We start from the raw sequence: 23,663 nt of genomic DNA, 5'->3' as shown, positions 1-23,663 counted from the left end.
GCCGTGCCGCGGCTCGCGATCGGCCCTGAGTTTCCCAGGGAGCTCAGCGCACTGGCCCAGCCGGTGCGCAGGGACGCCGTGGTCGCGCTGCGCCGCTTTCTGCTCAACGTGGCCGGCGCCCCGCACCCCGAACGGGTGCGGGGCGCCAGGGACCCGCGGGTCGCCACGCTCCGGCTGGCCGACGGGCACCGGGGGGTGGTGGTGCGCCGCCGGGACGTCTACTGGCTGCGTACGGTGCTGCCGGACGCCGCGGCCTGGTCGTACGCCCGCCGCCACCGCTACAGCGTCAACCCCGTGCTCGGGGTGGTCGAGGAGTGGGACGCCGAGGCCCTGGAACGCGTCGAGCCCGCCTTACGCCGCTCGGCGCGCTCGTCCGGGCTGTTCGCGCCGGTGTGCGACGGCGACCTGCTCTCGCTCGGCCTGGACGTGCACGCGCTGCCGCTGTTCCGCCTGATCACGACCGAGGCCGACGTGGCCGCGCTCGAACCGCTGCTCCCGCCCACCCAGCACCTGCCGCTCGCGGTGCTGGCCAGGGGCGGCTCGCTGGCGGAGGCGTGGCGCGAGCTGGACTCCTGGCGGGCCGCCGACGACCTGGAGCCGGTCGATCCCGACGACCTCTACGCGGCCCTGCTCCGCACCCCCGACCAGGCCGCGTTCGCGGCGGACAAGGTGGCGCTGGAGCGGGTGCTGGGCGCGCCGGAGTGGTGCACGTTCCTGCATCCGGCGCAGCACCGGCTGGCCAAGGCGCCCCGCTACGACCATCCGGTGCTGGTCGTCGGCGGCGCGGGCACCGGCAAGACCGTGGTGGCCCTGCACCGCGCCGCCTATCTCGCCGCGCACGGCAGCGGTCCCGTCCTGCTGGTCACGTTCTCGCAGGGGCTGGCCGAGGAGCTGTCCGCGCGCCTCGACACGCTCGTCGAGGACGAGCTGGTACGCAAACGGATCGAGGTGGACAACCCGGAGCGGCTGGCGCTGCGCATCGTGGCCGACGCGGAGGGCCGCCGCCCGGCGCTGGTGGGGCCGGGGGCGCGGACCCTCGCCCAGCTCACCGACGAGGCGCTGCGGCTGATGTCGCTGTCCACCGGCGACCTGCTGGACGACGTGGAGCCGGGGCGCAAGCCGTACCGGCACGTGGTGGTGGACGAGGCGCAGGACGTGAGCCCGGCGCAGTGGCGGCTGCTGCGGGCCGTCGCGCCGCACGCGCCCGACGACCTGTTCGTCGTGGGCGATCCGCACCAGCGGGTCACCGACACGCGGGTGTCGCTCGGCGCGGTGGGCATCCCGGCCGAGCAGCACACGCTGAGGACCAGCTTCCGGCTGCCGCAGGAGCTGTTGTCGTTCGTGGTGCGGCTGCGCGGCGGCGGCCTCGCGACGGGGCTGGCGAGGGGCGCGACCGACATGTACGGCTACCGCGCCACGCACAACGGCGAACGGCCGCGCGTGCGGGCGTACGAGTCGGCCGAGGCGGAGCTGGCCGGCCTGCGCGCCACGGTCGAGTCGTGGCTGGCCGAGGGGGTGCCGCCGGGCGAGATCGCGGTCGGGGCGCGTACGACGACGCTGGTGCGGCAGGCCAGGAAGGCGCTGGAGGGCCTGGACGTGCGGGCCGCGACCTTCAGGAACCTGAAGGGGCTGGAGTTCGAGCGGGTGGCGCTCGTCGGCGTGGCGGAGGGCGTGGTGCCCGAGCCGCCGCCCGAGGATCCCGGCGCGCGGGCGAGGTTTCTGCAGCGCGAACGGAGCATACTGTTCGTCGCCTGCACCCGGGCCCGTGCGATGCTCTATATCTCCCATTACGGAAGAGGCAGCCCCTTTTTACCACTCTGATCACATAGTCTGAACTGCGGATACTTCCCATTGCCGGTTGGACCTCAATGAACCTCAGCCTGAGCGACCTCGCGCCACCCGTGCGCTGGACCTCCCCTGGGCAGGTCGCGCCTGTCCTGGAGGAGCCACAGCTGCCCGAGGCCTGGTGGCAGGCGCTCCCCCTCGACCGTGCTTGCGCCGTCGTCGGCACGCAGACCGTGGCCGGCCGCCTGGCCGACCTCGCCGTGGCCTTCTGGGGGCACCTGCAGCTGGGCGACATCCTGCCGCTGCTGCGCTTCTCCGACCCCGCCGAGGCCGAGCGGACGCCGGAGACGCTGGGCAAGGACGTGGCGCAGAAGCTGTTCGCCGGCGTGTTCGAGCGGCTGCTCGAACCCGTCCCCGAGCCGGCCCCGGCCCCCGTCCGTCCGGACCGGCCGCTGCCCGAGGTGATCGACGAGCTGTTCGCCGCGCTGGACGACCGGCAGCGCGCCATCGCCCGCGACCGCCTGTACGCCGCGCAGCGCGCCACGCTGGACGAGCTGGCGCAGCGGTTCTCGGTGACGCGCGAGCGCATCAGGCAGATCGAGCGCGACCTGCGCGACCACGTCGAGAGCTGGCTGGGCGGCCAGGACGCCGCGCCGCTCGTGGCCCACGTGACGTGGCTGCGCGGCCGGCTCGGCTCCGCGGCCCCCGCCGACGACCTCCAGGCCACCGTGCCCTGGCACCGCACCGAGCTGCGCTCCCTGGGCATCCCGGCCTGGCGTTTCGTGCGTACGCTGCTGACCGGCTACGAGCAGTCCGACGGCTGGCTGGTCGCGGGCGGCGCCGACGAACTGCGCGAGAAGACCCGCCAGCTCTTCGCCGACGGCCCGCGCCCGATCGGCGAGGCCGTGGGCCTGGTCTCCGGGCTCGGCGTGCGCGAGGACGTCGCCGAGCGGTGGATCCTGGACGTGCCGCACCTGCGCGTGCTCGGACAGCACGTGGTGCCGTGGCCGCGCAGCATCAACGAGAAGGCCGAGGCGGTGCTCGCCGTGTCCGGCGCGCCGCTGTCGCCTGAGGAGATCCAGGAGCGCATCGGCGAGGACTACAGCCTGGTCGGCATCCGCAACCAGCTCACCGCCGACGACCGCTTCCTGCGGGTCGACCGCAACAAGTACGGCCTGACCCGCTGGGGCGGCGACGAGTACCTCGGCATCAGGGAGATGATCGCCCGCGAGATCGAGCGGGCCGGCGGCGAGGCGTCGGTCTCCACGATCGTGACGAACCTGACCTCCCGCTACGACGTCAGCGAGAGCTCGGTGCGCGCCTACTCCGGCGGTCCCGGGTTCGAGCGGACGCAGCGGGGCTGGATCAGGGTGGCGGGCACCTCGCCGAGCGGGGAGGCCGAGCCGTACCAGCCGCGCAAGGACGTCTCGCTGACCCGGCGGAGCTTCCGCTCCCGGGACGGGCGCTGGTGGCACCGGGTGGACGTCAACGCCGAGCACCTGCGCGGGTCGGGCTCGCCGCTGCCGACGGGGTTCGCGGCCTACCTGGGGATGGCGCCCGGCGGGCAGCTCACGGCCTCGGCGACGTCCGGCGACGTGGTGATCAGCTGGCACAACCAGCCCACCATGGGGTCGATCCGCAACGTGCTGTCGGAGTACAAAGCGAGCGAGGGCGACCACGTCTTCCTGACCGTCTCCGACGGCGGCGAGCTGCTGACCCGCTACCTGCCGGCCGCTCCGGTCGGGATGCCGCCCGTCAACCGGGCCCTCTACCTGCTCGGCTACACCGCTCCGGTCAGCTCGGAGATGGAGGGCCTGCGGCTCATCGGGGCCAGGATCGGGCTGCCCGACACCGCGACGCGCGAGGAGATCCTCGGGCGGCTGCGCGAGCGCGGCGACCGGGACATCCTCGCTTTCCTGGGCGGATGACGCCCGGCTAGGCTCGGGAGAATGCTGCGGATCCACGACACGCGCGCCGGTCAGGTCGTCCCGGTCCAGTTCGGCAGGCTGGTGCGGATCTACACCTGCGGGCCTGCCGTCCACCGGCGGGCTCATGTCGGTGATCTGCGCACGTACGTGCTGTCCGACCTGGTGAGGCGGGTCCTGGAGCGGCGGCGGGCGCGTGTGCTGGCCTGCCAGGACATCACCGACCTCGGCCATCCCACCGACTACGCGGACGCCTTCCGCGCGGACGCCACCGCGCTCAACATCCGGCCGCCCGAGCACGAGCCGCGGGCGAGCGAGAACGTCGAGCCCATCGTCGAGCTGATCGCCAGGCTGGTCGAGCGCGGCCACGCCTACGCGGCGCCGGACGGCTCGGTCTTCTTCGACGTACGCACGTTCCCCGGCTACGGCGAGCTCTCCCAGCTGGAGGAGCCACGGCCCGCCGACTGGGCCCTGTGGGAGCCCGGAGACGGCGAGGCGGCCTGGGACTCGCCCTGGGGGCGCGGGTTCCCCGGCCCGCACGTCGCGTGCTCGGCCATGTCGCTGCGTTTCCTCGGCCCGGCCGTCGACCTGCACCTCGGCGGCATCGACCGGCGTTTCCCCCACCACGAGGACGAGCGGGCGCAGTCCGACGCGGTGACCGGGCACGAGGTCGTGCGGCACTGGGTGCACGGCGAGCGCCTGCTGTTCGACGGGCGCGAGATGGCCGGGTCCGCCGGGAACGTCGTGCTGCTTTCCGACGTGACGGCGGCCGGGCTCGACCCGCTGGCGGTGCGGATGGCGTTCCTGGAGCACCACTACCGCCGGCCGCTCGACCTCACCTGGGACACCCTGCGGGCCGCCAACGGCACGCTGCGGCGCTGGCGTTCGCGGGTCGCCGAGTGGGCCGAGTCGCCCAGCGCGCCGATGGCGGCCGGGCACGTGGAGCGGGTGGAGTCGGCGCTCGGCGACGACCTCGACACCCCGGCGGCGCTGCGCGTGCTGCGCGAGCTCGAACGCGACGAGTCGGTGGCTCCCGGGGCGAAGCTGGAGGCGTTCCTGCACGTCGACCAGGTGCTCGGGCTCGACCTGCCGATCGACATCGGCAAGGCGCCGACGCTGCCCTCGGGTCAGACCTGGATGTGAACCGGCATACCCTGCCAATCCGCTGCGAAGGTGAACGAAGACGGACGAACACGTCCGGAGTAGTGATCAAGGGCTGCCAGACTTAGTGCCAGTTCCAGGGAAGTTGGAGGTGTCGGTCGGTGAGGCCCTATGCGTGGTTGCCGCGGCCGTTGCGGTGGTTCGCTCGGGTGGTGACCGTTCTTCTCGTGCTGGCGCTGGTGCTGGCCGGTGTGCTCGTCCTCATCGTGCGGCAGTCGTTCCCGCAGGTGGACGGGTCGGTGCGGCTCTCGGGACTGTCCGGGAGCGTGGAGATTTATCGCGATAAATCAGGAATCCCGCACATTTACGCCTCCAGTCCGGGCGACCTCTTCATGGCGCAGGGCTACGTCCACGCCCAGGACCGCTTCTACGAGATGGACTTCCGCCGTCACATGACCGCCGGACGCCTCTCGGAGCTCTACGGCAAGTCCACCCTGGACACCGACAAGGCCCTGCGGACCATGGGCTGGCGCCGCGTCGCCGAGCAGGAGCTGCCCCTGCTGTCCGAGGACACCCGCGAGTATCTGGACGCGTACGCCAAGGGCGTCAACGCCTGGCTCAGCGCGAACCCCAACGCCTCCGACCGCAGCCTCGAATACTCCATCCTGAAGATTCAGAACGGCGACTACCACCCCGAGCCGTGGGGCCCCGCCGACTCCCTCGCCTGGCTCAAGGCCATGGCCTGGGACCTGCGCTCCAACATGGAGGACGAGATCGACCGGGCGCTGATCGCCGCGAAGCTGCCCCGCGACCGCGTCGAGCAGCTCTACCCCGGCTACCCGTTCGAGCGCCACTCCCCCATCGTCACCACGGGCGGCATCGACCGCGAGCGCTTCGACCAGGAGGCCGAGCCGCGCCTGCGCCTCGGCACCGGCGCCGTCTTCCAGTCGGCGGCCCGGACCCTCGACGCCGTGCCGAGCACCATGGGCACCGCCGACCGCGAGGGCATCGGCTCCAACTCGTGGGTGGTCTCCGGCGCGCACACCAAGAGCGGCAAGCCGCTGCTCGCCAACGACCCGCACCTGTCGCCGCAGCTCCCGTCCGTCTGGTACCAGGCGGGGCTGCACTGCCGGCAGGTGGGCCCGGAGTGCCCGTACGACGTGACCGGCTTCACCTTCTCCGGCGTGCCCGGCGTGATCATCGGGCACAACGCCAAGATCGCGTGGGGCTTCACGAATCTGGGGCCCGACGTCGCCGACCTGTTCCTGGAGAAGGTGGACGGCGACACGTACCTGTACCGGGGCGAGCGGCGCAAACTGGAGAGCCGCAAGGAGCAGATCAAGGTCGCCGGCGGCTCCACCGTCACGATCACCGTGCGCAGCACCGTGCACGGCCCGCTGATCAACGAGGTCATGCCCGACGCCCAGCCCTCCGGGGAGGCGAACGCGGTCGCGCTCCAGTGGACGGCGCTGACGCCCGGCCACACCGCCAGCGCCATCTTCGCGCTGAACAAGGCGGGCGACTGGGCGCAGTTCCGCTCGGCGGCCGCGCTGTTCGAGGTGCCCGCCCAGAACCTCGTGTACGCCGACACCTCCGGCAAGATCGGCTACCAGGCGCCCGGCCGCATCCCCGTACGCGCGAAGGGCGACGGCAGGTGGCCGGTGCCCGGCTGGACCGGCGACTACGACTGGCAGCCAGGCCCGATCCCCTTCGAACAGCTCCCGTCCGTCGAGGACCCCGCCGAGGGCTTCGTGGTGACCGCCAACAACGCGGTCATCGACCCCTCGCGCTACAAGCCGCTGCTGACCCAGGACTGGGCCTACGGCTACCGCTCCGAACGCATCCGCACCCTCGTCGAGGAGGCCGTCGGCAAGGGCAAGGTGGACGCGGCCACCATGTCCGCCATCCAGGCCGACACCCGCAACGCCTTCGCCGCGACCCTGGTGCCCGCGCTGGAGAAGGTGGACCTGGCCGGCCCCGCGAAGCAGGCCAGGGAGCTGCTGACGTCGTGGGACGGCTCACAGGGGCTCGACTCGGCGCCGGCCGCGTACTTCAACGCCGTGTGGCGGCAGGTGCTCGCCCTGACCTTCCACGACGAGCTGCCCGAGCAGGCCCGGCCCGCGGGCGGCGACCGCTGGTACGAGGTCGTCAGGCGGCTGCTCGACACCCCCGACGACCCCTTCTGGGACGACGTCACCACCAAGAACGTCACCGAGCGGCGGGACGACGTGCTGCGGCAGGCGATGGCGTCGGCGTACCAGGAGCTGGCCGACCGGTTCGGCGAGAAGGTCTCCGACTGGCGGTGGGGCGATCTCCATCAGCTCGACCTGGTCAACGGCTCCCTCGGCACGTCCGGCATCGCGCCCGTGGAGGCGTTGTTCAACCGCGGGCCGATCGCGGTGCCGGGCGGCAAGGACGCGGTGAACGCGACCGGATGGAACGCCCAGAAGGGCTACGCGGTGACCGCGGTGCCGTCGATGCGGATGGTGGTGGACCTGTCCGACCTGGACAAGTCCCAGTGGATCAACCTGACGGGCGCGTCGGGGCACGCCTTCCACGAGAACTACTGGGACCAGGCCGAGATTTGGGCCAGGGGCGGGCTGCTGCCGATGCGCTCCAGCCCCGACGCCGTGCGCAAGGCGGCCGCGCACACGCTGAAGCTGAGCCCCTGACCTGACGGGGTCACCCCGGGTGCCGCCGCCAGCGCGGCGGCACCCGCGGATATCCGCCGTCCTCCAGGTCGGCCAGCCGCTCGAACACGTTGTACGCCGCCTGGTGCCCGCACACCACCACCGAGGCCAGCATGGCGAGCAGGTAGAGCGGCAGCATGGGCAGCCCGACGCACCAGGCCCACTGCGTGGCGTGCCGCCCTTCGTGCAGGATGAGCCGCTCGTCGAGGGAGTTACGCCTGGTCAGGACCACGTTCCCGACCGTGAACGCGCCCGCGATCGGGAAGCGGTAGCGGTAGCCGAAGGCGAGGATGAGCCCGTCGGGGCCGGGCCGGCGGGTGGCCCCGCCGACGACCGAGATCAGCAGTCCGAACGGCGTGGCGAGGTTGACGTAGTTGGCCGCCCGCCGGACTCGATAGCGCCTTTCCATGAGACCCCTCCCACCGCCGATGATGCCGCGTTCACGGCGGTGGTCAAGGACGGGCTGACTCAGCGGTGCCGCCGGTACCTCAGCTCCAGGATCCCGTTGTCGGAGGTGGCGCTGGAGACCAGGTCGAGGCGGTAGGAGCTGGGGACGCCGTCGAACAGCCGGGTGCCCTCCCCCGCGATGTAGGGGAACATGCTCACCCGGAGCTCGTCGAGCAGGTCGAGCCGCATGAGCGAGCGCCAGAGGCCGACGCCGCCCCAGACCAGGACGTGGCCGTCGCCGCCCAGCCTGAGCTTGTCGACCTCTTCCTTCGTGTCACCGGCGGCGATGGTGGTGTTGGCCCAGTCGGCCGTCTTCAGCGTCCGGGAGAAGACGACCTTGCGTCCCGGGTTCAGGATGCCGGCGATCGGGTGGTCGGTGGCGGTCGTCATGCCCTTGGAGATGGACTCGTAGGCGGCGCGGCCCATGACGTGCGCGTGGGCGCTCCGGAGGAAGTCGAGGTAGGCCGGGTCGTCGGGCCGGTCGTTCTCCGGCAGGCCGAAGCAGAACTTCCAGAAGTCGGTGCCCTCGTCGGCGAGCAGGCCGTCGAGGGAGTAGTTGAACACGGTCGCGATGAGTTTCCGCATGCGCTTGAGACCCCGGCGCGGCCGGGAAGTCATCGGTGCGCTAGAGATTCTTGTAGCGGCCCTCGTGGTACAGCAGCGGCGGCCCGTCCGACGGCATCCCCAGGGACGTCACCTCGCCCACCACGATCGAGTGGTCGCCGGCGTCGTGCACCGCGTTCGTGGCGACCTCCAGCGTGGCGATGGCCCCGTCGAACAGCGCCACCCCGGTGTCCCCCCGGCGATGCGGCCACCGCGCCAGCTGCCCGTCCAGCGGGCGGCCGCGGTGGGCGAAGAAGCGCGAGGTGTCCTCCATGACGGCGGGCAGCACCGACACCCCCCACACCCCCGCCTCCAGCACCGCGTCGTGGAACCTGGCCACCTTCTCGGCGCAGAACAGCACGAGGAGCGGATCGAGCGAGACGGACGTGAACGAGTTGACGGTCATGGCGTGATCGAGGTCGCCCACCCTGGTCGTCACGATCGCGACCCCGGTGGCGAAGCGGCCGACGACCTTACGGTAGGTATCCGGGTCCACGTGCCGCTCTGTCGAATGCACCCAGATACTTTATGCCCTCAACTTGGGCTCTTCGGTGGGTACCCTCTCAAAAGCCACGATCCCCTGCTAGACGATGGCGAAAGCAGATAAGCCGCCACAAGAGCCACCAGACCCCCGTACAAATAGACATATCCCGGCAATCCGCTGGCGATGACCAGATCGCCCGACGCCAGCTGCACCGTGAACGGCATCGTCACCAGCAGCCACCCGGCCCCGGCCACTGCCGCGCCCAGCCGCGCCCGCAGCAGCCTGCCCGCCCCCAGGCACACCAGGAACAACATCAGCACCCACACCACGGCCGCCCCCGGCAGCGGACCGACCGGCCACAGGGGATGCGTGAAGCCGCCCACGACCCCCATGACGACCCCCAGCACGAACAGCATGCCGTACGCCGCTCCACCCAGGGCCGACTCGGCCTGGCTGCGATGTTCCATGCCGACTGAGGTTAGTGGATGCCCGCGAAGAGATCGTTCTCGCGGTTGTGCGGCTCGCCGAGCCCGCCCGCCTCGACCGGCGGCCCCGGCACCGGCCGGCCGGGCACGCCGGACGCCAGCACGAAGTGCTCGACGCCCAGCACCTCCTGGCCGATGTTGTTCGACAGCGCGAACCACGGCTCGCGGACGGTGATCTGGGTGACGTGCGCCCGCATCGCCGCGACCTTGTGGCCGAGCCACGGCCGGGCGTCGATCTCGGTCGTGACGTCGTCGTCGCGGTTGCCGAAGGGCATGTCGTCCACGTCCTCCAGCAGGAAGCCGGTGCCGGCCTCGCGCAGCGCCTCCGCCGTGCGCCGCATCACGGACCTGGGCAGGGCGGTGTGGTAGAACTTCGCGATCTGCCAGGGCTCGCCGTCGCCGAAGTCCGGCTTCGCCGCCAGCTCGAACGCCCTGCGCGCCACCCGGTGGGCCTGGATGTGGTCGGGATGGCCGTAGAAGCCGTTGGCGTCGTAGGTGACCAGGACCTGGGGGCGTACCTCGCGGATGACCTCGACCAGCTCGCCCGCCGCCTCGTCGAGGTCGGCGCGCCAGAACGCCCTCGGGTGGTCGTTGGTGGCCGCGCCCATCATGCCCGAGTCGCGCCAGCGCCCCGGCCCGCCGAGGAAGCGGTGGTCCTCGACGCCGAGCGCCGCGCAGGCCGCGGCGAGCTCGCCGACCCGGTAAGGCCCCAGCCGGTCCTCCCCGTCGGCGGCCAGGTGCGCGAGCTCGGCGGGGATGACCTCGCCCTCCTCGCCCAGCGTGCAGGTGACCAGCGTGACGTGGGCGCCTTCTGCCGCGTATTTGGCCATGGTGGCGCCGGTGCCGATCGACTCGTCGTCCGGGTGGGCGTGCACGAGCAGCAGGCGTCGATCCGTCATGGCCACGAGCGTAACAAGGGCGCATTCCTGGCAGGATTGGCCCCATGAGTGAGAGCTTCCCGCGTCTGTCTGCCAGGACCCGCCGGTTCACCCTCGGGGTGCCCAGGGGCTTCACCATCTCCCCCGACGGCGGCCGGGTGGTCTTCCTGCGCACCCGCACCGGCACCGACGCCGTGACCTGCCTGTGGGAGCTCAACACCGCCACCCACGTCGAGCGGCTGGTCGTCGATCCGCGGCTGCTCCACGGCGACGAGGAGGAGAACCTCCCGCCGGAGGAGCGGGCGAGGCGCGAGCGCAGCCGGGAGGCGGCGGGCGGCATCGTGGCCTACGCCACCGACTCGATGGTGGCACGGGCCTCCTTCGCGCTGTCCGGCGGCCTCTACGTCGTCGAGCTGGCCTCCGGCGAGACCCGCCGGCTGGAGACGCCCGGCGCGGTCATCGACCCCCGGCTGTCGCCCGACGGGCGGCACGTCGCCTACGTCACGGGCGGCGCCCTCCGCGTCCAGGACCTCGTCACGGGCGAGGACCGCGCGCTCGCCACGCCGGAGACGGAGACGGTGACGTACGGGCTGGCCGAGTTCATCGCCGCCGAGGAGATGGACCGGATGCGCGGCTACTGGTGGGCGCCGTCGAGCGACGCGCTGCTGGTCGAGCGGGCCGACGAGGCGCCGGTGCGGATCTGGCACATCGCCGACCCGGCCAACCCCGAGCGCACCCCGGTGGCCCACCGCTATCCGGCCGCCGGCACGCCCAACGCCCGCACCGAGCTCTTCGTGCTCGGGCTCGACGGGTCGCGGGTCGCGGTGCCGTACGACGAGGAATACCTCACCACGGCCGCCTGGGACGCCCACGCGTTGTCCATCGTGACCCTGACCCGCGACCAGAGGACCATGCGGCTGTTCACGGTCGACCCGGCCACCGGGGCCACCACGCTCGTGCGCGAGGACACCGACCCGGCCTGGGTCGACATCGTCACCGGCGTGCCCGCGCACCTCGACGACGGCTCCCTCGTCTGGGTGGCGGGCGGCGAGGGCGGCCACCGCCTGCACGTCGGCGACCGCGTGGTGACGCCGCCGACGCTCCAGGTCAGGGCGGTGCTCGACGTCGACCACGACAGCGTGCTGTTCAGCGCGAGCGGCGACCCGACCGAGATCCAGCTCTGGACCTGGGACGGTCACTCGCTGCTGCCGGTCTCGACCAGGTCCGGGGTGTTCTCGGGGCGGATGGCCGGCGGGGTCGGCGTGCTCGCCGAGCAGAGCCTCGACACCGAGGGCGTGTCGGTGACGGTCGTGCGGCGCGACGGCATGGCGGTGCCGATCCCGTCGTTCGCCGAGCGGCCCGGCCTCGACCTGCGGGTGTCCATCGGGCGTTCGGGGCGGCGCGAGCTGGCCACCGCCGTGGTGCTGCCCTCGTGGTACGAGCAGGGCTCGGGCAAGCTGCCCGTGCTCATGGACCCGTACGGCGGGCCGCACGCGCAGCGGGTGCTCAACCGGCGGGGCGCGTTCCTGGAGAGCCAGTGGTTCGCCGAGCAGGGCTTCGCCGTGGTCGTGGCCGACGGCCGCGGCACGCCGGGGCGGGGCACGGCGTTCGAGCGGGCGGTGCTCAACGACCTCGCGACCCCGGCGCTGGAGGACCAGGTCGACGCCCTGCAGGGCGTGGCCGAGCAGTACGGCGACGACCTCGACCTGTCGCGGGTGGCGATCCGCGGCTGGTCGTTCGGCGGCTACCTGGCGGCGCTGGCGGTGCTGCGGCGGCCGGACGTCTTCCACGCGGCCGTGGCCGGGGCGCCGGTGATCGACTGGCGGCTGTACGACACGTGCTACACCGAGCGCTACCTGGGCCACCCCGACGAGCAGCCCGAGGTGTACGAGAACTCCTCACTCCTCGCGGACGCCGCCAAGCTGGAGCGCCCGCTCATGATCATTCATGGGCTCGCGGACGACAACGTGGTGGCGGCCCACACGCTGCGCCTGTCGTCGGCGCTGCTGGCCGCCGGTCGCCCGCACACGGTGCTGCCGCTGTCGGGGGTCACGCACATGACGCCGCAGGAGGTGGTGGCGGAGAACCTGCTGCTGCTCCAGGTCGACTTCCTGAAGAAGTCGCTGGGCATCACCTCCTGACCTCCTCGGGCCGGGGGACAGGGGTGCCGTGCCAGCTCGCCCAGAGCGCGGCATAGGACCCTCCCTCGGCCACCAGCTCGTCGTGCGACCCCAGCTCGGTGATCCGCCCGTCCTCCACCACGGCCACCCGGTCCGCGTCGTGCGCGGTGTGCAGCCGGTGCGCGATCGCGATGACCGTGCGCCCGTCCAGCACGGCCGCCAGAGACCGTTCCAGGTGCCTGGCGGCCCGTGGGTCGATGAGGGAGGTGGCCTCGTCCAGCACCAGGGTGTGCGGGTCGGCCAGCACCAGCCGGGCCAGGGCGAGCTGCTGGGCCTGGGCCGCCGAGACGGCCTGCCCGCCGGACCCCACCTGGGTCTCCAGCCCGTCCGGCAGGCCGAGCACCCAGTCCAGCGCGTCCACGGCCGCCAGCGCCTCGCGCACGGCCTCGTCACCCGCGTCAGGCCGGGCGATGAGCAGGTTGTCGCGCACGGTGCCCTTGAACACGTGGTGCTCCTGGGTGACCAGGGCCACGTGCCCGCGCAGCTCGTCCAGCGGCAGGTCCACGAGCGGCACCCCGCCCACCGTCACCGACCCGGCGCGCGGCCCGTGGATGCCCGCGAGCAGCCGTCCCAGCGTGGATTTGCCCGCCCCTGACGGCCCCACCATCGCCAGCCGCTCACCGGGCCGCACGGTCAGGGACACGCCGTGCAGCACGTCGTGGCCCTCGCGGTAGGCGTAGCGGACGTCGCGGGCCTCCAGCAGCTCGCTCGCCGGGCGCTCGGCGGCGGGCTCCCGGTCGTCGGGGACGTTCGCCACGCCGAGCAGCCGGGCCATGGCGGCGCCGCCCACCTGCAGCTCGTCGATCCACATCAGGAACCGGTCGAGCGGGTCGATGAGCTGCTGCGCGTAGAGCGCGGCGGCGGTGACCTGGGCGAGCGTCACCCAGCCCTCGGTGTAGAAGAGCCCGCCGACCAGCAGCGCGCTCACCACGGGGATGACGTAGCCGAGCTCGACCGCGGGATACCAGACGACCCGCAGCCCGAGGGTGTAGCGCTCGGCGGCGTAGGAGCGGGCGATGTCGTCGTCGGTGCGGGCCCGGCGGCGCTCCTGCAGCCTCAGCGCCTCGACGGCCCTGGCCCCCTCGACGGTCTCGGCGAGCCCTTCCGTCATGTCCGCGTAGGCGGCGTTCTCGCGCAGGTAGCCGTCCCTGGCCCGCTGGAGATACCAGCGGGTGGCGACGTAGATGACCGGCCCGGCGAGCAGCATCGGCAGCATGAGCAGCGGGCTGACCAGCACCAGCGCGCCCATGGTGATGAGGAACGTGACCCCCGCGATCAGCGTCTCCGGCACCGCGTGCCGCACCGTGCGCGACAACGAGTCGACGTCCCGCGACGTGCGGGTGATCAGGTCGCCGGACCCGGCCCGCTCGACGGTCGACAGCGGCAGCGCGAGCACCCGGTCCACGAACTCCTCGCGCAGCTCGGCCAGCACCTTCTCGCCCAGCCTGGCCGAGGCCAGCACGGCGTAGCGCATGAGCAGCCCCTGCACCAGCAGGAAGGCGCCGATGGCGACCGCCACCACGGCGACGTTCACCGCGACGCCCCGCTCGATGTCGTCCACCAGCCCGCCGAGCTGCCAGGGGACCACGAGCCCCGACACGGCGGCCAGCGCGTGCAGCGCCAGCGCCGTGAGGAGCTGCCGCGGATATTTGAGCGTCAGCCGCCGGGCGTAGGCCCGCACCTGCTTCCTGTCGGCGATCGGCAGGATCTCCTTGGCCATGGTCAGCCCTCCCCGCGGGTGACGGTCGTCGCGTAAGCAGGCGAGGTGTCGAGCAGCTGCCGATGCGTCCCCTCCGCCAGCACCCGCCCGTCCTCGACGTAGACCACGTGATCGGTGCGGTCGAGCACGAGCGGGCTGGTCGTGCAGACCAGCGTCGTCCGCCCGACCCGGCTCTCCGCCAGCCGCTGGGCGATGCGCGCCTCGCTGTGGGCGTCGACCGCGCTGGTCGGCTCCACCAGGATCAGCACCTCGGGGTCGGCCAGCAGCGCGCGGGCGAGCCGCAGCCGCTGCTGCTGCCCGCCGGAGAACTCCCGGCCGGCCTCGGCCACCCAGGTGTCGAGCCCGTCGGGCAACGCCTCGACGATGTCCTCGGCGCAGGCGACGTGCAGCGCCTCCTTCAGCCGCCCCTCGTCGCCGGCGGCGTCCGTGTCGCGGGGGCGTACGTCCAGCTCGTCCCGCAGCCGGCCGGTGAAGAGGCGGGCGCTGTTGTCGGCGACCAGGATCCGGCGGCGGACCTCGTCCAGAGGCAGCACGCGGAGATCGGCCGAGCCGAACGTGACGTCGCCGTCGGCGTAGCGGCCGAGGCGGTCGGCGATGGCGACGGCGTCCTCGGGGGAGCTCGCGGCCACGGCCGTCAGGACGCCGGGCTGGACGGTCACGCCGCTGTAGGAGTCGCGCAGCACCCCGCCCCCGCTGCCGCCCTTGCCGCCGTTGATCTCGGGCTCGATGGACAGGATCCGGATCACCCGGCCGGCCGCCACGTGCCCTTTGGTGAGCTTGTCGGCGGCCTCGGTCAGCGTGCGCATGGGGCCGATGAGGAACACCGCGTACAGGTAGAACGCGACGAGCTGGCCGGTCGGGATCTGGCCGGCGACCGCGAAGGAGGCGCCGACGCCGGTGACGATCGCGATGAGCAGGCCGGGCAGCAGGATCTGCGCGCCTTCCAGCACCGACTCGACGTGCGCGACCCCCACGCCGGCGTGCCGCACCCGCTGCGACTCCTCGCGGTAGCGCCTGGCGAACACCTGCTCGCCGCCGATCCCGCGCAGCACCCGCAGCCCCGCGACGATGTCGGCGGCCCTGGTGGACAGGTCGCCGGTCAGCTCACGCTGCCTGGCCTGCCGCCGGTGCAGGGGTTTGAGCAGCGGCCCGACGGCGACGGCCATGAGCGGGACGCCGAACAGCACGAGCAGCCCGAGCGGCAGCGAGGTCGAGATGAGGATCACGGTCACGGTGACGATCGCCACGATGGAGCCGGTGCCGCGCAGCAGGATGTCCATGGAGCTGCCGATGTGCGCGATGTCGGAGTTGCCGACGCTGACGACCTCTCCGGTGGAGAGCCGCTTCGGCAGCGTCGCGCCCAGCCTGGCGGCGTGGCGCGCGGTCAGCTGCACGGTGCGGTAGGCGGCGGCCAGCCAGTTGTAGACGGCCATCCGGTGGCGCATGATGCCGCTGAACGCCTGCACCAGCCCCAGCCCGAACAGGATGGCCGACCAGGTGAGCAGCGCGCCGGTGTCCTTGGCGGTGACCGCTTCGATGCCCTTCCCGAGCACGGCCGGCATGAGCGCCTGCACCAGCCACCAGAGGGTGGCGTAGCCGATGCCGACGAGCAGGGCCGTGGCCTGCCGCCGGGCGTTCCACCACAGGTAACGGAGCGGGCTGCGGAGGTCGGGCACGCCGGGATCGGCGTCAGGAAGGGAGCGCATAGCCTGACCACCTTGACAAGGGTCAGGCCGCACGGCAAACCATTTTCATGGGCGTTCACGCCTGGCGGAACGCCCGCCACGTGTACAGCAGGGCGGCCGCCGCGGTGAGGGCCAGCAGGACATATCCGATCGTGTACGTGCCGGTCGCCGAGTAGACCGCGCCCATGACGAGAGGCGGGAAGTAGCCGCCGAGACCGCCGGCCGCGCCCACCAGGCCGGTGACCGTCCCCACCTTGGACGCCTCGACCAGCTTGGCGACCAGCGCGAACACGCCGCCCGTCCCCAGCCCGAGGAAGAAGGCCATGAGGACGAAGCTCGCCCCGGCGGGCACCTCCACGGGCGGACGGAACATGAGGACGACCGCCATGACCACCACTCCGCCGAACGCGACGATCAGCACCCGGACGGCCCCCAGCCGGTCGGACAGCGTGCCGCCCAGCGGACGGGACAGCACGGCCGCGATCGAGAAGCCGGCGGCGCGCATCCCCGCCTCGGTCTGGGCGAAGCGGTAGGCGTTCTCCAGCAGGGCCGGCAGGTACGTCGAGAAGGCCACGAACCCGCCGAACGCCACCGCGTACAGGAAGGAGCACTGCCAGGTGGCCCTGACCTTCAGCGCGTCGCGGATGCGCGGCAGCGCGGGCGCGGTCGCCGGGGACCAGAGCGGCGAGTCACGGCTCGCGCCCAGCATGAGCACCCCGGTCAGCGCCAGCACGGCCGCCATCAGCACGTGCGTGCCCGGCCGCCCGAACGCCTCCGTCAGGCGCGGGGTGAAGAAGGCCGACAGCGCGGTCCCGCCCATGCCGGCCCCGAAGACGCCGGTGGCGAAGCCGCGGCGGGCGGGCTCGTACCAGGCGTTGACGAAGGGGATGCCGATGGCGAACGACGTCCCGGGGATGCCGAGGAGGAAGCCCCAGAAGAGCAGCCAGCCGTACGAGCCGGACCAGCCGACGCACAGGACGGGGACGATCGAGACGAAGCAGACGGCAGCGAACATGCGCCGCCCGCCGAACCGGTCGGCCAGCACCCCGACCGGGATCCGCCCCAGCGCGCCGACCACGACGGGGATCGCGACGAGCAGCGAGGTCTGCGTGGGGGTGAGCCCGAGTCGCCGGTTGTAGGTGGCGGCGAGCGGGCCGATGAGGTTCCAGGCCCAGAAGGTGACGGCGAAGGCGAAGGTGGCGAGGACCAGGTTGCGGGCCTGACCCGCGCGCAAACCTTTACGAAGCTCAGACATACACCCTGTGTAACAGAGAATTACTTTCTGTGATGAAGTGGGGGTATGAGCGCCCAGGACGTCCTCCTCAGGACCGGCCGTTTCCTGCGCAGATCGGCGGCCACGAGCGGTGACCTGCACACCCTGCGCCTGGCCGGCGGCACGGAGGGCGACGCCTTCTACCGGGACCGGTGGAGCCACGACAAGGTCGTCCGCTCCACGCACGGGGTGAACTGCACGGGTTCGTGCTCGTGGAAGGTGTACGTCAAGGACGGCATCATCACCTGGGAGACCCAGGAGACCGACTACCCGAGCGTGGGCCCCGACCGCCCCGAGTACGAGCCCCGCGGCTGCCCGCGCGGCGCCGCCTTCTCCTGGTACACCTACTCCCCCACCAGGATCCGTTACCCGTACGCGCGGGGCGTGCTGGTCGAGATGTACGCCGAGGCCCGCGAGCGGCTCGGCGACCCGGTCGCGGCCTGGGCGGAGGTCACCGGCGACCCTGCGAAGCGGCGCGCCTACCAGCAGGCGCGTGGCAGGGGCGGGCTGGTCAGGGTCAGCTGGGACCTGGCGGCCGAGATGGTGGCCGCCGCGCACGTCCACACGATCAGCGCCTACGGGCCCGACCGGATCGCCGGCTTCTCGCCGATCCCGGCCATGTCGATGGTCTCGCACGCGATCGGCTCGCGCTTCGTGTCGCTGCTCGGCGGCACCATGCTCTCCTTCTACGACTGGTACGCCGACCTGCCGGTCGCCTCGCCGCAGGTGTTCGGCGACCAGACGGACGTGCCGGAGTCCGCCGACTGGTGGGACGCCGCGTACCTGATGATGTGGGGCTCCAACGTGCCGGTGACGCGCACGCCGGACGCCCACTGGATGGCCGAGGCCCGCTACCGGGGCCAGAAGGTCGTGGTGGTCAGCCCCGACTTCAGCGACGCCGCCAAGTTCGCCGACGAGTTCCTGAGCGTGCGCCCCGGCACGGACGGCGCGCTCGCGATGGCGATGGGCCACGTGCTGCTGAAGGAGTTCTTCGTGGAGCGCGACACGCCGTCCTTCACCGGCTACGTCAAGCGTTTCACCGACCTGCCCTTCCTCGTCCGCCTGGAGCGGCGGGACGGCCGGCACGTGCCGGGCAGGTTCCTCACGGCCCGCGATCTCGGCCTCCAGGAGGAGGCGGCGGAGTGGAAGACGGTCCTGCTGTCGCGCAACGGCCGCCCGGTGGTGCCGAACGGCTCGGCGGGCTTCCGCTGGAGCGAGTCGGGCAAGGGCCGCTGGAACCTCGACCTCGGCACCGACCCCAAGCTCACCGTGATGGACGACTGGAGCCAGGCCGCCGAGGTGCTGCTGCCCCGGTTCGACGGCGGCGAGCCGCTGGTCAGGGGCGTTCCGGTGACCAGGATCAACGGGCATCTCGTCACCACGGTCTACGACCTGCTCCTCGCCCAGTACGGCGTCCGCCGCCCCGGCCTGCCGGGCGACTGGCCGGAGGGCTACGAGGACGCGGCGCGGCCGTACACGCCGGCGTGGCAGGAGCCGATCACCGGCGTGCCGGCCGAGCGGGCGGCCCGCCTGGCCCGCGAGTTCGCGCGGACCGCCGAGGCCACCGGCGGCCGCTGCATGATCATCATGGGGGCGGGCGCGGCGCAGTGGTTCCACGGCGACACGATCTACCGGGCGTTCCTGTCGCTGCTGCTGCTGACCGGCTGCCAGGGACGCAACGGCGGCGGCTGGGCGCACTACGTGGGCCAGGAGAAGTGCCGTCCGCTGGCGGGCTGGGGGGTGCTGGCGAGCGCCGCCGACTGGGTGCGGCCGGCCAGGATGGTCCCCGGCACGCCGTTCTGGTACCTGCACACCGGCCAGTGGCGTTACGACCGTTTCGACGCGGGCGAGCTGGCCTCGCCGGTGGGGCCCGGCGTGTTCCGCGGGAGGCGCACCGCCGACCTGGTGGCCGAGGCGGTGCGCAACGGCTGGATACCGATGGCTCCGGCGTTCGACCGCAATCCGCTGGAGCTCGGGGAGGCCGCCGATCCGGTCGCGTACACGCGGGAGGAGCTGCGCGCGGGCCGGCTCCGCTACGCCGCCGAGAACCCGGAGGACCCGCGCAACTGGCCGCGCGTGCTCACGCTCTGGCGCTCCAACCTGTTCGGCTCCAGCGCCAAGGGCAACGAGTATTTCCTGCACCACCTCCTCGGCGCGACCTCCAACCTGGAGCACCCCGATCCCGAGGCGGCGAGCGGCAAGCTGGACCTGCTGGTCACGCTCGACTTCCGCATGACGTCCTCGACGGTCTTCTCCGACGTGGTGCTGCCGGCCGCCACCTGGTACGAGAAACACGACCTCTCCTCGACCGACATGCACCCGTTCGTCCACGCCTTCAACCCGGCGATCAGCCCGCCCTGGGAGACCCGGACGGACTTCGCCGCCTTCCACACGATCGCCCGCGCCTTCAGCGACCTGGCCCGCGAACGCCTCGGCGTGCGCAGGGACGTGGTGGCGACCGCACACCAGCACGACACGCCGAGCGAGCTCAGCCACGACCGCGAGCCCGCCCTGCACGTCGTCGAGCGCGACTACGGCGCGGTCGCCGACCAGCTCGCCGCGCTCGGCCCGCTGACGGAGCGGCTGGGCGTGCCGGTCAAGGGGGTGACGTTCCGTCCCGACGAGGAGGTCGCCTGGCTCGGCGCGCGGTGCGGCCTGGTGCCGCGCGGCGTGGCGAAGGGGCGTCCCGAGCTGGACACCGACGCCAAGGCGTGCGAGGCGATCCTCGCGCTGTCGGGCGCGAGCAACGGCCGGCTCGCCGTCCAGGGCTTCCGTGAGCTGGCCGAACGCACCGGGACCGACCTGTCAGGGCTGGCCGACGAGGGCCACAGGATCGTCTTCTCCGACACCCAGGCGCGGCCGGTGCACGTGTCCACGAGCCCGGAGTGGTCGGGCAAGGAGTCGTCGGGCCGCCGCTACGCCCCGTTCACGATCAACGTCGAGCACGGCAAGCCGTGGCACACGCTGACCGGCCGGATGCACTTCTTCCTCGACCACGACTGGATGCACGAGTACGGCGAGGCGCTGCCGGTCTACCGCCCGCCGCTGGACCTCGCCGCGCTGTTCGGCGAGAGCGGCCGGCTGCGCTATCTGACGCCGCACAGCAAATGGTCGATCCACTCCGAGTATCAGGACAACCTGCTCATGCTGTCGCTGTCCAGGGGCGGCCCGGCGATCTGGATGTCGGACGAGGACGCGGCCCGGCTCGGCGTGGCCGACAACGACTGGGTGGAGGCCGTCAACCGCAACGGCGTGGTCGTGGCCCGCGCCATCGTCTCCCACCGCATGCCGCCGGGGACGGTCTACATGTACCACGCCCAGGACCGCCTGATCGACGTGCCGCTGTCGGAGGCGACCGGCCGCCGCGGCGGCATCCACAACGCGCTGACCAGGGTGCTGATCAAGCCGACGCACCTGATCGGCGGCCACGCCCAGCTCTCGTACGGGTTCAACTACTTCGGCCCGACGGGCAACCAGCGCGACGAGCTCACGACCATCCGCCGCCGCTCCCAGGAGGTGCGCTACTGATGCGGATCATGGCCCAGATCGCCATGGTGATGAACCTGGACAAGTGCATCGGCTGCCACACCTGTTCCGTCACCTGCAAGCAGACGTGGACGAACCGCCCCGGAGTCGAGTACGTCTGGTTCAACAACGTCGAGACCCGGCCCGGCCAGGGCTACCCGCGCCGCTACGAGGACCAGGACCGCTGGCGGGGCGGCTGGACGCTGGACCGCAAGGGCCGGCTCCAGCTCCGGGCCGGCGGCCGGCTGCGCAAGCTCCTCACCATCTTCGCCAACCCGCTGCTGCCCTCCATCCAGGACTACTACGAGCCCTGGACCTACGACTACGAGAACCTCACGCGGGCCCCGCTGTCGGCCGACGTGCCCGTGGCGCCGCCGAGGTCGCTGCTGAGCAACCAGCCGACCAAGATCGAGTGGAGCGCCAACTGGGACGACGACCTCGGCGGCGACCCGTCGCCCGACCCGGTGCTCGCGCAGGTGTCGGAGCAGGTCAGGCTGTCGTTCGAAGAGGCGTACATGTTCTATCTGCCGCGCATCTGCGAGCACTGCCTCAACCCGTCGTGCGTGGCCTCCTGCCCCTCCGGCGCGCTGTACAAGCGCGAGGAGGACGGCATCGTGCTCGTGGACCAGGACCGGTGCCGGGGGTGGCGCATGTGCGTGACCGGCTGCCCGTACAAGAAGGTGTACTTCAACCACCGCACCGGCAAGGCGGAGAAGTGCACGTTCTGCTTCCCGCGGGTCGAGGTGGGGCTGCCGACCGTCTGCTCGGAGACGTGCGTCGGCCGCCTGCGTTATATCGGCGTCCTGCTGTACGACGCCGACCGGGTCGCCGAGGCCGCCGCGACGCCGGACGAGCGCGACCTGTACGAGGCCCAGCTCGACCTGTTCGCCGACCCGCACGATCCGGTCGTCGCGGCGGCCGCCCAGGCCGCGGGGCTGCCCGCCGAGTGGCTGGAGGCCGCCCGGCGCTCGCCGGTGTATGACCTGGTCAAGCGCTACCGCATCGCGCTCCCCCTGCATCCCGAATACCGGACGCTGCCCATGGTCTGGTACGTCCCGCCGCTCTCGCCGGTCGTGGACGCGCTCGCCGGCACCGGCCACGACGGCGAGGACGCGGTCAACCTGTTCGCCGCCATCGACGCGCTGCGCATCCCGGTCGGCTACCTGGCGGGGCTGTTCACGGCGGGCGATCCCGCGCCGGTGACGGCGGCGCTGCGCAAGCTGGCCGCGATGCGGTCGTACATGCGGGCCGTCAACCTGGGCCGCCCGCCGGTCCTGCCCCCGGAGGCGGGCATGAGCGAGGAGGACCTGGCGGCGATGTACCGGCTGCTCGCCCTCGCCAAGTACGACGAGCGCTACGTCATCCCCACCGCGTACGGCAACCAGCCAGGCGTGGTGGAGGAGGCCGGCTGCAGCCTCGACTACGACGGCGGTCCCGGCATGCAGGGGCCGTTCGGCGAGGCGTCGGGCCGTCCGCAGCCGGTGTCGGTCGAGAGCTTCCACGGGCTGAAGGAGCGCCAGACCGGCGACGAGGTGACCCACAAGCGGGTCAACCTGCTCAACTGGGACGGCCGGGGCATGCCCGCGGGGCTGTTCCCGCCGCGACGGGAGCGCTCGTGAAGGTGCTCTGGCAGGCCGCGGCCCATCTGCTGGCCTACCCGGACGAGCGGTTCTGGCGGCGGCTGCCGCTGATCAGGGAGGCGGCGGAGCCGTACTTCGCCGGGTTCCTCGACCGGGCCGCCGAGCTGGGGGCGGGCGAGCTGGCCGCGCACTACGTGGAGACGTTCGACCTGGACCGGCGCTGCTGCCTCTACCTGACCTACTACGCCGACGGCGACACCCGCCGCCGGGGCGCGTCGCTGGCCGCGCTGAAGCGCCGCTACCGGGCCGCCGGGTGGGAGCTGATGGAGGACGAGCTGCCCGACTTCCTGCCGGTGGTGCTGGAGTTCGCCGCGCTCGACGCGGCGGGGGCCGAGGTGCTGCGGGAGCATCGGGTGGGGCTGGAGCTGCTGCGGGCGGCGCTGGAGGGGCGCGGGTCGCCGTACGCGCTGGTGGTCGGCGCCGTGTGCGGCACGCTGCCGCCCGCGACCGCCGAACAGCGGGCGGAGGTGCGGCGGCTGGCGGCCGGCGGCCCGCCGGCCGAGAGCGTCGGGAGGCAGGCGTGAACGCGAGCGAGAGCCTGCTCTGGACCGTGGCGCCCTACGTCACCGCGGTGATCTTCGTCGGCGGCCTGGTCTGGCGCTACCGCTACGACCAGTTCGGCTGGACCACCCGCTCCTCCCAGCTCTACGAGCGGCGGCTGCTCCGGGTGGCGAGCCCGCTGTTCCACTACGCGCTGATCTTCGTGATCGTCGGCCACGTCACCGGCCTGCTCGTCCCGCTGTCCTGGACCGACGCGATCGGCGTGAGCAACGCCACCTACCACGCGAACGCCCTGGTCTGGGGCGGGATCGCCGGGGTGGCCGCGCTCGCGGGGCTGGTCCTGCTGATCTACCGGCGGCGCACCCGGGGGCCGGTGTTCCTCGCGACGACGGCCAACGACAAGACCATGTACGTGGTGCTGGCGGCGGCGATCGTCACCGGCGTGGTGACGACGGTGGCGGGGTTCACGCCGAGCGAGGAGAGCTACCGGACGACGGTCGCGCCGTGGTTCCGGGGGGTGCTCACCTTCAGTCCCGACACGATGGCGATGAGTAACGCGAGCGGTCTTTACAAACTGCACACGGTCGTGGGGATGGGGCTGGTCGTACTCTTCCCGTTCAGCCGCTTGGTCCACGCACTTTCCGCCCCCGTGGGGTATTTGTTCCGTCCTTACATCGTGTATCGGAGCCGGGCGAGGTAGCGTGGCGCGGGTCCCGGGAGGGGTCCGGGTAGGCCAGAATC

General features: G+C 72.3%; 17 protein-coding genes. 9 read left to right on the top strand and 8 right to left on the bottom strand.

What is annotated here, in order from left to right:
* Positions 1 to 3 precede the first annotated feature (3 nt).
* The 4 genes from AC27IY_RS45530 (at position 4) to AC27IY_RS45515 (ending at position 7,483) form a co-directional block, all read left to right on the top strand.
* A complete protein-coding gene (locus tag AC27IY_RS45530; RefSeq protein WP_487181783.1) occupies positions 4 to 1,821 on the top strand; it encodes a UvrD-helicase domain-containing protein in 1,818 nt (605 codons plus the stop codon).
* Between the two features lie 47 nt (positions 1,822 to 1,868).
* Positions 1,869 to 3,713 carry a sigma factor-like helix-turn-helix DNA-binding protein gene (locus AC27IY_RS45525; RefSeq protein ID WP_423452518.1) on the top strand — a complete coding sequence of 615 codons (1,845 nt, stop codon included), beginning with the start codon at positions 1,869 to 1,871 and terminating at the stop codon, positions 3,711 to 3,713.
* A 21-nt stretch (positions 3,714 to 3,734) separates the two neighbouring features.
* On the top strand, positions 3,735 to 4,853 hold the full coding sequence (locus AC27IY_RS45520; RefSeq protein WP_487181782.1) for a cysteine--tRNA ligase: 1,119 nt from the start codon (positions 3,735 to 3,737) through the stop codon (positions 4,851 to 4,853).
* A gap of 170 nt (positions 4,854 to 5,023) precedes the next feature.
* Positions 5,024 to 7,483 (top strand): penicillin acylase family protein, encoded by a 2,460-nt coding sequence (locus tag AC27IY_RS45515; protein WP_487181781.1) that lies wholly within the window; start codon positions 5,024 to 5,026, stop codon positions 7,481 to 7,483.
* 10 nt (positions 7,484 to 7,493) lie between these two features.
* On the opposite strand, the gene AC27IY_RS45510 is transcribed toward AC27IY_RS45515, so the two are convergent.
* Genes AC27IY_RS45510 through mshB form a run of 5 tightly spaced genes read right to left on the bottom strand, consistent with a single transcriptional unit; the run spans position 7,494 to position 10,419 of the window.
* Entirely contained in the window at positions 7,494 to 7,910 is a 417-nt protein-coding gene (locus AC27IY_RS45510) for a hypothetical protein (RefSeq protein ID WP_487181780.1), read from the bottom strand.
* A 59-nt stretch (positions 7,911 to 7,969) separates the two neighbouring features.
* Positions 7,970 to 8,533, bottom strand: coding sequence for a dihydrofolate reductase family protein (locus AC27IY_RS45505; RefSeq protein WP_487181779.1), 564 nt, complete (start codon positions 8,531 to 8,533; stop codon positions 7,970 to 7,972).
* A 40-nt stretch (positions 8,534 to 8,573) separates the two neighbouring features.
* Complete coding sequence (locus tag AC27IY_RS45500; protein ID WP_487181778.1) at positions 8,574 to 9,068, bottom strand: flavin reductase family protein; 495 nt, start codon at positions 9,066 to 9,068, stop codon at positions 8,574 to 8,576.
* A gap of 17 nt (positions 9,069 to 9,085) precedes the next feature.
* Positions 9,086 to 9,502: a DUF6113 family protein gene (locus tag AC27IY_RS45495; protein ID WP_371252147.1), complete on the bottom strand. Its 417-nt coding sequence runs from the start codon at positions 9,500 to 9,502 to the stop codon at positions 9,086 to 9,088.
* Between the two features lie 11 nt (positions 9,503 to 9,513).
* Positions 9,514 to 10,419 (bottom strand): N-acetyl-1-D-myo-inositol-2-amino-2-deoxy-alpha-D-glucopyranoside deacetylase, encoded by a 906-nt coding sequence (gene mshB / locus AC27IY_RS45490; protein WP_371252146.1) that lies wholly within the window; start codon positions 10,417 to 10,419, stop codon positions 9,514 to 9,516.
* A gap of 44 nt (positions 10,420 to 10,463) precedes the next feature.
* Here mshB and AC27IY_RS45485 point away from each other — a divergent pair, with 44 nt between their 5' ends.
* A complete protein-coding gene (locus tag AC27IY_RS45485; protein ID WP_487181777.1) occupies positions 10,464 to 12,539 on the top strand; it encodes a S9 family peptidase in 2,076 nt (691 codons plus the stop codon).
* Here AC27IY_RS45485 and AC27IY_RS45480 read toward each other — a convergent pair.
* From AC27IY_RS45480 to AC27IY_RS45470, 3 genes are read right to left on the bottom strand one after another with little or no spacing between them, the layout of a single operon-like run.
* The gene (locus AC27IY_RS45480; RefSeq protein WP_364454729.1) at positions 12,529 to 14,298 is read right to left on the bottom strand and encodes an ABC transporter ATP-binding protein; all 1,770 of its coding nucleotides are present in this window, start codon (positions 14,296 to 14,298) and stop codon (positions 12,529 to 12,531) included. The two genes, AC27IY_RS45485 and AC27IY_RS45480, sit on opposite strands and share 11 nt — an antisense overlap.
* Before the next feature lie 2 nt (positions 14,299 to 14,300).
* Positions 14,301 to 16,004, bottom strand: a complete 1,704-nt coding sequence (locus AC27IY_RS45475; RefSeq protein WP_487181776.1) for an ABC transporter transmembrane domain-containing protein — start codon at positions 16,002 to 16,004, stop codon at positions 14,301 to 14,303.
* Between the two features lie 55 nt (positions 16,005 to 16,059).
* Positions 16,060 to 17,238, bottom strand: coding sequence for an MFS transporter (locus AC27IY_RS45470; RefSeq protein ID WP_487181775.1), 1,179 nt, complete (start codon positions 17,236 to 17,238; stop codon positions 16,060 to 16,062).
* A 45-nt stretch (positions 17,239 to 17,283) separates the two neighbouring features.
* Here AC27IY_RS45470 and AC27IY_RS45465 point away from each other — a divergent pair, with 45 nt between their 5' ends.
* From AC27IY_RS45465 to narI, 4 genes are read left to right on the top strand one after another with little or no spacing between them, the layout of a single operon-like run.
* Complete coding sequence (locus tag AC27IY_RS45465; protein WP_487181774.1) at positions 17,284 to 20,784, top strand: nitrate reductase subunit alpha; 3,501 nt, start codon at positions 17,284 to 17,286, stop codon at positions 20,782 to 20,784.
* Positions 20,784 to 22,400: a nitrate reductase subunit beta gene (gene narH / locus AC27IY_RS45460; RefSeq protein WP_344210690.1), complete on the top strand. Its 1,617-nt coding sequence runs from the start codon at positions 20,784 to 20,786 to the stop codon at positions 22,398 to 22,400. The genes AC27IY_RS45465 and narH overlap by 1 nt, the downstream gene beginning before the upstream one ends.
* A complete protein-coding gene (gene narJ, locus AC27IY_RS45455) occupies positions 22,397 to 22,945 on the top strand; it encodes a nitrate reductase molybdenum cofactor assembly chaperone (RefSeq protein WP_344210692.1) in 549 nt (182 codons plus the stop codon). Before narH ends, narJ begins: the two co-directional genes overlap by 4 nt.
* On the top strand, positions 22,942 to 23,622 hold the full coding sequence (gene narI / locus AC27IY_RS45450; RefSeq protein WP_344210694.1) for a respiratory nitrate reductase subunit gamma: 681 nt from the start codon (positions 22,942 to 22,944) through the stop codon (positions 23,620 to 23,622). The genes narJ and narI overlap by 4 nt, the downstream gene beginning before the upstream one ends.
* The last annotated feature ends 41 nt before the right edge of the window (positions 23,623 to 23,663 follow it).

It is taken from the genome of Nonomuraea sp. B208 (assembly GCF_057536035.1).
The sequence above is the reverse complement of the archived record's forward strand: the minus strand, read 5'-3'. Positions and strand labels throughout refer to the sequence as shown.